The sequence below is a fragment of the Spiroplasma sp. Moj genome (assembly GCF_016082285.1).
Taxonomy (GTDB): Bacteria; Bacillota_I; Bacilli_A; order Mycoplasmatales; family Mycoplasmataceae; genus Spiroplasma; species Spiroplasma phoeniceum.
The window spans coordinates 1-12012 of the sequence record NZ_MQTY02000025.1 but is presented as its reverse complement, the minus strand read 5'-3'; the positions used below and the strand labels follow the sequence as shown (position 1 = coordinate 12012).

At 29.0% G+C, this 12012-nt stretch carries 11 protein-coding genes; 9 read left to right on the top strand and 2 right to left on the bottom strand.

Annotated elements, in window-relative coordinates; all coding sequences use genetic code 4:
* Positions 1 to 399: 399 nt before the first annotated feature.
* Positions 400 to 636 (bottom strand): hypothetical protein, encoded by a 237-nt coding sequence (locus tag BST80_RS02095; RefSeq protein ID WP_415745742.1) that lies wholly within the window; start codon positions 634 to 636, stop codon positions 400 to 402.
* A gap of 155 nt (positions 637 to 791) precedes the next feature.
* Positions 792 to 1691, bottom strand: coding sequence for a ribonuclease HIII (gene rnhC, locus BST80_RS02090; protein ID WP_415745741.1), 900 nt, complete (start codon positions 1689 to 1691; stop codon positions 792 to 794).
* Positions 1692 to 1788: 97 nt separating this feature from the next.
* Between rnhC and BST80_RS02085 the strand changes: the two genes are divergently transcribed.
* From BST80_RS02085 to thrS, 9 genes are all read left to right on the top strand, one after another.
* Positions 1789 to 2130, top strand: coding sequence for a holo-ACP synthase (locus BST80_RS02085; protein ID WP_415745740.1), 342 nt, complete (start codon positions 1789 to 1791; stop codon positions 2128 to 2130).
* A gap of 79 nt (positions 2131 to 2209) precedes the next feature.
* Positions 2210 to 3136, top strand: coding sequence for a hypothetical protein (locus BST80_RS02080; RefSeq protein ID WP_415745739.1), 927 nt, complete (start codon positions 2210 to 2212; stop codon positions 3134 to 3136).
* A 330-nt stretch (positions 3137 to 3466) separates the two neighbouring features.
* Positions 3467 to 4564 (top strand): 30S ribosomal protein S2, encoded by a 1098-nt coding sequence (rpsB, locus tag BST80_RS02075; RefSeq protein ID WP_415745738.1) that lies wholly within the window; start codon positions 3467 to 3469, stop codon positions 4562 to 4564.
* A 70-nt stretch (positions 4565 to 4634) separates the two neighbouring features.
* Positions 4635 to 5525 (top strand): translation elongation factor Ts, encoded by an 891-nt coding sequence (gene tsf / locus BST80_RS02070; protein ID WP_415745737.1) that lies wholly within the window; start codon positions 4635 to 4637, stop codon positions 5523 to 5525.
* A 31-nt stretch (positions 5526 to 5556) separates the two neighbouring features.
* Positions 5557 to 6192, top strand: coding sequence for a hypothetical protein (locus BST80_RS02065; protein ID WP_415745736.1), 636 nt, complete (start codon positions 5557 to 5559; stop codon positions 6190 to 6192).
* 234 nt (positions 6193 to 6426) lie between these two features.
* Positions 6427 to 7146, top strand: coding sequence for a spiralin lipoprotein (locus tag BST80_RS02060; protein WP_415745735.1), 720 nt, complete (start codon positions 6427 to 6429; stop codon positions 7144 to 7146).
* A gap of 150 nt (positions 7147 to 7296) precedes the next feature.
* A complete protein-coding gene (gene pfkA, locus BST80_RS02055) occupies positions 7297 to 8280 on the top strand; it encodes a 6-phosphofructokinase (protein ID WP_415745734.1) in 984 nt (327 codons plus the stop codon).
* A 53-nt stretch (positions 8281 to 8333) separates the two neighbouring features.
* Complete coding sequence (pyk, locus tag BST80_RS02050; protein WP_415745733.1) at positions 8334 to 9770, top strand: pyruvate kinase; 1437 nt, start codon at positions 8334 to 8336, stop codon at positions 9768 to 9770.
* Between the two features lie 256 nt (positions 9771 to 10026).
* Positions 10027 to 11937 carry a threonine--tRNA ligase gene (thrS, locus tag BST80_RS02045; protein ID WP_415745732.1) on the top strand — a complete coding sequence of 637 codons (1911 nt, stop codon included), beginning with the start codon at positions 10027 to 10029 and terminating at the stop codon, positions 11935 to 11937.
* The last annotated feature ends 75 nt before the right edge of the window (positions 11938 to 12012 follow it).

Sequence of the window (12012 nt, the reverse complement as noted above, 5' to 3'; positions counted from 1 at the left end):
TTTCTGACATAAATTAAAATAATTAATGACATTTTGATAAATATAATTTATTTCTTTTGTAAGTTTTTGTTGTAAATATCATTTTTTTATTTTTCGTTGTAATGAATATAATTCATTTTCAGTTGGAATGCTTATTACCATATACTTTTTCATTTTAATCTCCATTCTAATTTAAAGACTAAATCAGTGGTCTAAAATGTATATGGTTTTCACATATTTATTGTGGTTTGATGTTGACCTTGCACTTATCACCACTATCGCTTAGTTATAATGAACCAGCGCCGATTTACATTTTTCCTCATACACTATTTCAGTACCTGCCTCGGCCGGCTGTAGAAAATGAATTATAAACAATTAATTTAGTACTTAATTATTAACAAATAACCGTTCCACCCTACATTAAGTTGTTTTATAAAATTTAAGTTTTAAAAACCCAGTTTCTCAATCAAATATAATTTTTGAATTTTCTAGTTTTTGATAAAATTGCTTTTGCTTTCAATTTTTAGTTTGATTTAATAAATCTTTGTGTTTTTCACAAGTTCATAAAACTTTATTTGATAAAAATTCTTGGGTAATTAATGATATTACTTTATAACAATCATTAACATCACATATTTGTTGTTGTTGAATTATCATTACCTCACTTTCAAATTATTTTTTAGAGTTAATTTTTAAATAAAAAAATCAACCCAATAAGGGTTGGTTGATTTTTTTTGTCCTATTTCATCGTTTATTCTACACAATGAAATAATTGCTTTTGATGAAGATGAAAAATAATCCTTCTAGAAAGATTATCTTTTTGTTAAATTAAAATGTTCTTTTAAAAATTGAGTGTAAGTAGTCGCTGGAAGCAGTTTTTTATATTTACGTGCTAGCGCTTTAACATCTTCACTAGCCCCTAAGGGAAACGATAAATGATATTTTGTTGCAAGTTCATTAATTTTAATTAGAAAGGCGGCACGACTTAAAATCGCGCTACAAGCAATGGCTAATGATTTTTCTTCTCCTTTAGTAATAAAAACAAGGTTATCTTTGATAATTGTACTTGTTTTAGTTTTTTGTAAATATTCAAAATATTTTGTTTGGTTAACAAATTGGTCAATAAAAATTGTTTTATTATTCAACTGATGTTTTGCTAATAATTGGACTAAAGCTTGATTATGCGCTAAGGTTTTAATAATATGAGCGTTTTGATATTTAGCATATCATTTGTTATAAAGTTCATTATTAATAATAATAGTAACACTTTTGACCATTTTTTTAATTATTGGGGCTAAACTTAAAATCTGCTGTTTTGTCATCTTTTTACTATCCTTAATTGGTAACTTTGCTAATTCATTAAAAGTTGCAAGCGTAAGATAAGAAGCAGTAACAACTAGCGGGCCAAAAATATCGCCAACACCAACTTCATCGTTACCAATCACATCTTTTTGAAAATATGTCATTGGAATAGAAACATTTTTATTTGGTAAAGGACTCATTAAGGTTGGAAAAAAACGTTTTGCTTCTTTTTCAGCTTGATAGCCTTGAAATAAAACACTATTTGTTTTATAAATTGTAATAATAATCCCATTTTTATTAAAAACATTAGTTTTATTGGAATCTGTATTATGAATTGCATAATTTTGATAAGTAGTAATAATTGCTTTAATAATTGTGGAATCAACTTTCTTAAAACTGATATTATTCATATGATGGCTCTCATTATTTTCTTTTATAAAATTATTATATCGTTTTTCAACCTTTTTTGTTAAAATATTAGTAAGTTATCAAACGGAGGAAAAAATTATGATTAAAAATGTTGGTATTGATATTATTCAAAATAAACGAATTAAATTATCGACAGCATTCATTCAAAAAGTATTAAGTCCAGCTGAAATAAAACAATATGCAACTTTTTTTGATAAAAATGCTCAACGACAATTTTTAGCAGGACGATGAGCGGTAAAAGAAGCTTTAGTTAAAGCATTAGAAAGTAAGTTAATTTTAAACCAAGTAACAATTTGTTTAAAAGATGATAATAACCTTCATGTTGAAGGACTTTCATTAGAACAAAATGAACTTGTTCATGTTTCAATTAGTCATGAGCGAGAGTATAGCGTTGGCTTTGCCATTTTTTCAACTTTTTAATAATTGTTTTTCTTTTTTTTCTGCAAAAGTAGAGTATAATGATAGTGGAGAAATTTACAAAAAGGGGGAGAAAACATTAATGAATTATTCATTTGATGATATTTTATTTAAAGACTTTTGTAGCAACCCTTTTATTCGTCAATGAATTCTTGAAAATAGATATGTCAGTGATAGTGTCTTTAAGTTCTTTTTATGAATGTTTATTTTTGCTGCCTTTTTTTTATTTACAATTCTTTCATCATGAACTTTTTTACATTATAAAAGTAAAAAAATTAGTGCTTCACGTAGTTTACTAAATTGTGTTTCAATTATTGGGGGAATTAGTACCTTTTTCTTTAGTAAATTAATTTGAAATTTAGTGTTAGTACCAGATTATTCAATTGATCCAAGTTATTATCGAATATTATTAACAGGATATTCATATGTACAATTAACGATTACCCTAGCTATGATTTTCAATAGTCGGCGTTTAATTTCACTTTTGTTATATATTGTTTATGCTTCACCATTTGTTATTATTGGACCAGTTATTCTTAATAATTTTAATGATGTAAATCTTCGTTATGATAAAGAATTATTTATTATTTTAACTATTTTAGTAATAACGATTTTTATTGCTAGTTTACAATTATGTGGTCTTTTAACCCGTCAAGATGAAAAATGCAATGTTATTCGTTTTGCTATTATTTTAATTCTTTTCAATATTATTAATAATACTTCAAAATTATTAATTCCAATAATATTGGAAGAAAATATTAAATTGCGTCAATTGTTCCAACAAATTTATTCTATTACAACATTAATTGTCGATTTATTTGCCTTATTTATTTTGGTATTATATTTGCAGCAAATGTTAACTCGCTCAAGAGATGAGATTCATCAAATTGAAAATTTAGATTTAATTAAAATTTTAACATTGCAACAACTTAATCCAAATTTACCATTAATTAATTTTTCAAAGGAAGAAATTAATCCGAACCATTGGACATTAAAAATGTTGAATTAAAAATATTTGTTTTTGATTTACTTATTTTTAATTTATTAAAAATTATGAAACCTTGAAAAACAAACAATTTTTAATTAAAACACAATAATAGAAGAATGAACAGAATTCAAATGAACAGCCAAAAATGTTATTTATCAAAGATAAATAACATTTTTATTTGTTTGTTTAAAACAAAATATGTTATAATTTTATTGTTTGTATTCAATAAAATTAATGATATACAATACACATTTATAGATTCATTTGCCCAGTGCTATTTGTTTTAATAAGATAGTGGTAAATGTTAGAAATAAATGGATGTTTTAACGAAAAGGAGAATTAAATAGAAATATGGCAAAAGAATTAACAAGAGAAATGTTATGAGAAGCTGGTGCTCAATTTGGGCATCAAACAAAACGATGAAATCCAAAAATGAAACCATACATTTATGGTGAAAAGAATAAGATTCACATTATTGATCTACAACAAACATTATGAAGATTAGAAGATGTTAAAAAATTAATGGCAAGTATTGCTGCACGTAAGGGAAAAATCTTATTTGTTGGAACAAAAAAACAAGCCAAGTGGATTGTTAAGGATGCAGCGGAACGTTGCGAATGTTTTTATGTTAATCAACGTTGATTAGGTGGAACATTAACAAACTTAAAAACAATTCATTTACGTGTTAAAAGATTATGAAATATTGAACGCCAAGAAAAAAATGGGGAATTAAAATTATTACCAAAAAAAGAACAAATGTTAATTAAAAAAGAAAAAGATAAATTAGAAAAATTCTTAGGTGGAATTAAAGGAATGAAAGAATTACCACAAGCATTATTTGTGGTTGATCCAAAAGAGGAACATATTGCCGTTCGGGAAGCACGCAAATTACGAATTCCAGTGATTGCTATTTGTGATACAAATGTTGACCCTGACCCAATTGACTATATTATTCCAGCAAATGATGATACTTCACGCTCAATTGCAATTATTACTCATCATATTGCTGATTTATATGGTGATGCAATGGTAATTAAAATGCCAGAACCTCAATTTAAACCAAATGAATTTACGCGCCGTGATGGTGATGACAATCGTAATTCACGTGGTGGGCAATATGATAATCGAAGAATGAGTGGAAGAAATGAACGTGGAAAAGAAACATATTCGGCACACAAAGTACAACCTTCAAGAAAAGAAGAGGCACCTGCTGTAGCAGAACCTGTTGCAGTTAAAGAAGAACCAGTTCCAGTTCCACCACCAAGTTTTAATTTCGATACAATTAATGTAGTTGATAATGATTTAGAAAAAACATTATCAAAATTAAAAGTTGATGAATTAGAAATTCTTAGTGAAGGATTTGCCTTACCAAAAGCAAAAAAAGCTGAAATGGTTAGTGAATTAAGTAAACATTTAACAGTTGTTGATAATAAAATAGTAAAAAAATAACATAAAAATTAAATTGTATTAACTGGTTAGTTTCAATACAAGCACCCTTAAATTTGAAAGGAGAATTAGAATGGCAGTTACTGCACAATTAGTAAAAGAATTAAGAGATAGAACAGGAGTCGGAATGCTAGATTGTAAAAAAGCATTAGAAGCTACTGATGGAAAGATTGAAGAAGCAATTACATGGTTGCGTGAAAAAGGAATTACCAAAGCGGCCAAAAAATCTGATCGAGTTGCTGCTGAAGGATTAGTTGGTTTAGTAACTAAAGGTGATAAAACAGTTATTTTCGAAGTTAATTCAGAAACCGATTTTGTTGCAAAAAATAAGCAATTTTTAGATTTAATGGCAACCGTAGGAGAAACTTTAATTAATAATGAACCGAAAACTGTGGAAGATGCATTAAAAATATCAGTTAATGGTGAATCATTAGAAACTGTTATTGTTCATGCTATTGCAACAATTGGTGAAAAGATTACCTTACGTCGTTTTAAAATAATTCATTTAAAAGCAGATCAATCAATCGGATTTTATTTACATTCTAATAATCGCATTGCAACTGTTTTAACTTTTAGTGGTAAAATTGATGAAACAATTGGAAAACAATTAGCAATGCATGTTTCGGCAATGCGTCCAAAATTTATTTCACGTGATGATATTTCAACGGATTTTTTAAATAGTGAAAAAGCAATTTTAACGGCTGAAGCAAAAAATGATCCAAAAAATGCTGGAAAACCAGATAATATTTTAGAAAAAATGGTTGAAGGGCGTTTAAATAAACAATTAGCAGAAATATCATTTTTAGACCAAGTTTTTGTTGTTAATCCTGATCAAAAAATTAGTGATGTTATAAAAGCAAATAATGTTCATGTTGTTGATATGATTCGTTATGAAGTTGGCGAAGGAATTGAAAAAGAAGAAATTGATTTTGCTTCAGAAGTAATGGCACAAGTTCGCAAATAAGAATCATTGTGATAGAAAGGAAAGCCTAAAAATGGAAAATACTGAAAAAGGAACAATAATTGCAATCTCGATGGCAGCATTTTTATTTGTTGCAGTTAGTTTATCAATTATTGGTTATTTAATTAGTTTTACAAAACGAGAATTTAAAGCACGTTTTATTAATAAAAAAATTTTAATTATTTTATTTACAGTGTTAGGAATTAATTTACCAGTTGTTATTCTTGGATTTTTATTCCAGTTTGTTATTGATTTCTCAACAACTGCACCATTAATTATTATGATTGTGTTAGTTTTTGGCTTGACAGTTGGGGTAGGAGTTTATATTTTCTTATTTTTACAACTAATTGCTGTTGGAATTGATGAAAAGGAAATTGCTTTTTTAGGGGAGCGAATTTTAATTCGAAAAATTACTCGTGTTGAACGCAATGATAAAACAAATCAATTAGTAATTTATCATACCGAAGGAACCCGTAGTAAAAAGAAATGTCGTTTTTCATTAGCAAGTCAAGCAGGGCAATTTATGATTAATAATGTTAATTTATTAAATCAAGAAATTATGCCATTTGTTCCAGAACAGACCAAACCAGAATTAAAAGTTAGTGAACAACAAGTAAGCGAAGAACCGGTTTCTGAATCAAAAGAAGCTAAAAATACAGAAAAAGATTAAACAATTTATTTGAAAAATTTTTTTCTTTTAAGAAATATTTATTGTCTTTAAAAATATTTATTGTATAATTGCTTCTATAAGGGAAATAAAAAGAAAGATATAAATTGTATAAAGTAGGGTTAGAAGCAATTAATAATTATTATTAATACTATTTTTCTCTTATATATTCAATGTAATTTTAATTACATTTGCTTTTATAAAAACACTACTTAATAGAGAAAGGAAATATAAGAAATGAAGAGACTTTTATCGATTTTAGCAGTTTTTGGTGTATCAGCTGTAGGGACAACATCAGTAATCGCATGTAACAAAACTGAAAGTAACAACTTATCAAGAGTTAAAACAATTGCAGCACCTGTAACTGTAGAGCCAAAAAATGCAAAAATTAATGATATTAGAAAAGCATTAGATCCTAATGTTTTAAAAGCAGTACAAGGTGTTGTAAAAACAGCAAAAGCAACTGACTTTTTATATGAACTTTATGCAGACAACAAAGGTAAAACATTAGAAGAGACTGTTAATTTAGAAGCAGGTAAAGTTGATGTATATGTTCAAATTACTCCAGCAAAAGATAAAACCGTTGTTATTGGTAAATCAGGATATATTAAAGTAACTTTACCAAAATATGGTGAAGTAACAAAAGCAGATATTTCAGATGTAACAGTGCCTGATCAAACTGTAGAAATTACAGTAGACAATCAACAAAAAGTTACAGAAAATGAATTAGAAGCAGTTAATAAAAATACAGCTCTTGCACAAGCTGTTTTAGATGCTATACAAGCGAAAGCACCAGGTGTAGAAAAAAGTGAATTTGAAATTACAAATACTGGTGAAACGGGAGACTATTCAGCAGAGAAAACTGTTGAAGTAACAGTTAAAGCAAAGGATAGTTCAGCAAAAATTACTGGTCAATTTAGATTCAATGCAAAAGTAACAGTTAAAGTAGGTGAATAAGAATTACTTTTTCTTATTTGGAACAAAATAAAAAAACACTTACAAAGTGTTTTTTTATGCTTTTTAGTTAAAAAAATCTTTACAATCGTAGAATATCAACTAAAATTAATATAAACAAGATGAAAAAAACAAAAGAGAAGGAGAAAAAGCATGCTTAAAAAAATTGGAATTTTAACATCTGGTGGTGATTCACAAGGAATGAATGCGGCAATTGCAGGGGTTATTAAAACAGCACATGCTAAAGGATTAGAAACATATATTATTCGTGATGGTTATTTAGGATTAATTAATAATTGAATGGAAGTTGTTGATAATAATTTTGCGGATAGTATTATGCGTTTAGGGGGGACTGTGATTGGTAGTGCACGCTTACCGGAATTTAAAGACCCAAAGGTACGAGAAAAAGCTGTTGCTAATTTAAAAAAACAAGGAATTGCAGCATTAGTAGTTATTGGTGGTGATGGAAGTTATCAAGGAGCGCAACGGTTAACAGAGATGGGAATTAATTGTATTGCTTTACCAGGAACAATTGATAATGATATCACTTCATCGGATTATACGATTGGTTTTGATACTGCCATTAATATTGTTGTTGAAGCAATTGATCGCTTGCGTGATACAATGCAATCACATAATCGTTGTTCAATTGTGGAAGTAATGGGTCATGCCTGTGGTGATATTGCTTTATATGCTGGAATTGCTGGTGGAGCAGATATTATTTCAATTAACGAAGCTGATTTATCTGAGACAGAAATTGCTGAACGGGTTGCAACATTACATCAAACACAAAAACGAAGTGTTATTGTTGTTGTTAGTGAAATGATTTATCCCGATGTGCATAAATTAGCAAAATTAGTTGAAAGTAAAAGTGGTTATATTACCCGTGCAACAGTTTTAGGACATATCCAACGAGGTGGTAATCCAACGGCAATGGAGCGTTATCGTGCTTTTCAAATGGCACAATTTGCTGTTGAACAAATTATTGCGGGAGCAGGTGGTTTAGCAATTGGCAATCACGATGATCAAATTATTGCTCGTCCAATTATGGAAGCATTAAGTATTCCACGACCATCACGGAAAGAAATTTGAGCTAAATTTGATGAATTAAATCAGAATATTTATCAAAAATCATAATTTTACGATAAAATAAGGTGGTAAAATATTTTTAGAAGGAGATTGTCAAGAGAATGGATAACTTTAATATTAACGAGAAAATGAAAAGAACAAAAATTATTACAACAATTGGGCCAAGTACCCATTCAGCGAGAGCCCTTGAAGAACTGTTTAAAGCAGGAATGACCACAATTCGCTTAAACTTTTCACATGGAGATCATGCTGAACAAGGAGCACGAATTGTGTGAGCACGAGAAGTTAGTGCTAAAATTGGTAAACCAATTTCAGTATTATTAGATACGAAAGGTCCAGAAATTCGTGTTGGAATAATGAAAGATGGGAAGCAAGAAATTGTTGCTGGTGCAAAAGTTACAATTTATTCATTACCAAAAGAATATCAAAGCCGTGAAGGAACTGGAACGGAAATTACTGTTTCATATGATATGTCACAAGACTTAAAAGTTGGTGACGTAGTATTAGTTGATGATGGGAAATTACAGTTAAATGTTACTGGTGTTAAGCCAGGAATTATTGAAACAAAAGCTTTCAACCATCATATTGTTAAAACAAATAAACGAATTAATTTACCGGGGGTCGACTTTACATTACCATTTTTAGCTGAAAAAGATATTAATGATATTAAATTTGGAGTTGAACAAGGAATTGATTATATTGCAGCATCATTTGTTAACACAGCTGGTAATATCAAAGAAATTCGAAAATTATTAAAAGAGTGTAAAGCTGAACATGTTCAAATTATTGCTAAAATTGAATCACAAATTGGAATTAATAATATTGATGAAATTATTGCCGCATCGGATGGAATTATGGTTGCACGGGGAGATTTAGGTTTAGAAATTCCTTATTATGATGTTCCATATTGAGAAAAAATTATTATTCGTAAATGTCGTGAAGCAGGAAAAATTGTTATTGTTGCAACACAAATGTTAGAAACAATGACAGAAAATCCATCGCCGACACGAGCAGAAGTTACTGATGTTTATTTTGCAACAGAATTAGGATCTGATGCAACAATGTTATCAGGTGAATCAGCAAATGGTGACTATCCATTTATTACTGTTCATACAATGGCAATGATTAATAAACGAGCAGAGCATGAATTTTATTCAAAATTATATTATGAAAAGCAATTAGAAGATGCTATGAATTCAACAACAGGACCACGCGCTGATATTGCTAAAAAATTAGAAAATAAATGTAAAGATGGAAAATATGAATATGCTGTTGTTGTTTCAAACACCGGAGAATTATTAAAAACAATTTCAAAATTCCGCCCGAATGTAGTAATTTTAGGAGTTAGTCCACTGTCAGAATTGTATACTGCCTTTGGATCATGGCATTCAATTTTTATGAATAAAGTTGATAATTATGAAGCATTTAAAACAGATGAAAAAGCAATTTGTGAAGTTGCAAAAAAATGAGGAGCAAAAATTGGTTCAACAATTTTATTTGCGCGCAACGAAGAAATTAAAGAAATTACAATTAAATAATTAAACTAGTTACCCATGGTCTAATCTTCCTCTTTTCTCAGCAAGTTAAGGATGATGGAAGCTTAATAAAAGAACGATTAGATTACTAGTAACAACGGTTAGTTTACGTTTAAGCACTTTTCGTTATTAAGTGTGAAAGATAAATTAGGTTAAATCCTAATTTAATTAGGATGGTACCGCGAAGAACTCGCTCCTAGTATTATTGTTTTAATAATTATTGGGAGCGAGTTTTATTTTTAGGAAAGGAAGATTACAAATGATTAAAATTACATTACCAGATGGGCAAGTTCGTGAATTTAAAAGTCCACAAACAATTCATGCTGTTGCCAGCAGTATTGCATCAAGTCTAGGGAAAGCTGCCTTTGGTGGGGTTTTTGCTGGTCAAATTCGTAGTTTAGACTATTTAGTAACAACTGATGGGCCATTAGAAATTATTACTGATAAATCACCACTAGCCTTATCAATTTTGCATAATACAACAGCATTAATAGTAGCAAAAGCAATTACTAATTTACATCCAACCGCTAAAATTGCTAAAATTGTGGTACAAGATGATACCTTTTTAATTGACTTTGATGTTGAACCACATTTAAAAGAAACTGATCTTAGTGCTTTAGAACAGGAAGTAACAAAATTAATTAATAATAATCTCGCTATTACACCTGTTTTAGGGACTCTGACCGATGCAAAAAAATGATATAGGGATAATAATCCTTATTTATTAACTTTTTGTCTAGAAACAGGGGCAGAACAAGCCGGATACTTACTTGGCAATGAATTATATTTGCCAAATACTTATCCAGTTACAACTTTAAAACATATTAAAGTATTAAAACTTTGAAGTTTAGCAGGAGCGTATTGACAAGATGATGCTAAAAATAAAATGTTGCAACGATTAACTGGAAGTTCACATTTTTCGCGTGAATTATTTGAACAAATATTATTAGTATATGAAGAGCGAAAAGAACGCGATCATCGTAAAATTGGAAAGGATTTAGAAATCTTTACTTTTGATAAATTAGTTGGACCTGGTTTACCAATTTGGTTACCAAATGGAATGGCATTAAAAAAAGTACTACAAGAATATATCCGAGGAAAAGAATGAGAATATGATTTTATTGAGGTTGATACACCAGTTATTGGAACTAGTGAAATGTATAAAATTTCTGGTCATTGGGATCATTATCAAGAAAATATGTTTGCACCAATGGCACAAGATAATGAAATTAGTGTTTTACGGCCAATGGCATGTCCGCACCATATTGCTGTCTATAATTATAAACAACGTAGTTATCGTGAATTACCATTACGGATTGTTGAGCATGCCATTTTACATCGTTATGAGACATCGGGAAGCTTAACAGGACTCGAGCGAGTACGAATGATGCAATTAACTGATTCACACATCTTTTTACGTCATGACCAGTTAAAAGAAGAATTTAAACGTTGTTTTAAATTAATTAATGAAGTTTTAACAGATTTAAAAATTACTGTTGATTATTATTCATTGTCATTACGTGATCCAGCAAATAAGGAAAAATATTATGATGATGATCAAATGTGAAATCATGCTGAACAAATGCTACAAGAAGCATTAGATGATTTAAAAATTCCATATGTGCCAATGATTGGCGAAGCAGCGTTTTATGGACCAAAGTTAGACATTCAAATTAAGACAGCATTAAACCATGAAATTACTGTTTCAACTCTACAATTTGATTTTTTATTACCAAAAAAATTTAATTTAAGTTATATTGATGCAACAGGAGCAAAAGCAAGACCAGTAATGTTACATCGTGGTTTAATTGGAACTTATGAACGTTTTATCGCAATTTTATTAGAACAAACAAAAGGGGTTTTACCATTTTGATTAGCTCCAAAACAAATTGTCATAATCCCAGTTAATAATGAGCATCATTTGGAATATGTTAATGAATTACATCAGCAATTTAAAAAGTTAAAATTACGTACAATGATTGATGATCGTGATGAGCGTTTAAGTTATAAAATTCGAGAAGCACAAGTTGCTAAAATTCCATATCAAATTGTGATTGGTGACCAAGAACGGGATAAAAAAATGATTACTTATCGAATTTATGGACAAGAAGACCAAATTACTACTACTTTTGATAAGTTTATTATTTTAATTAATAGACTTCTTGCATAACCTAGTTATTTTAAAATTCCTATAAAATATATTTAAAATAGAAATTATAGGAATCTAAAATTATGAAATTTGATA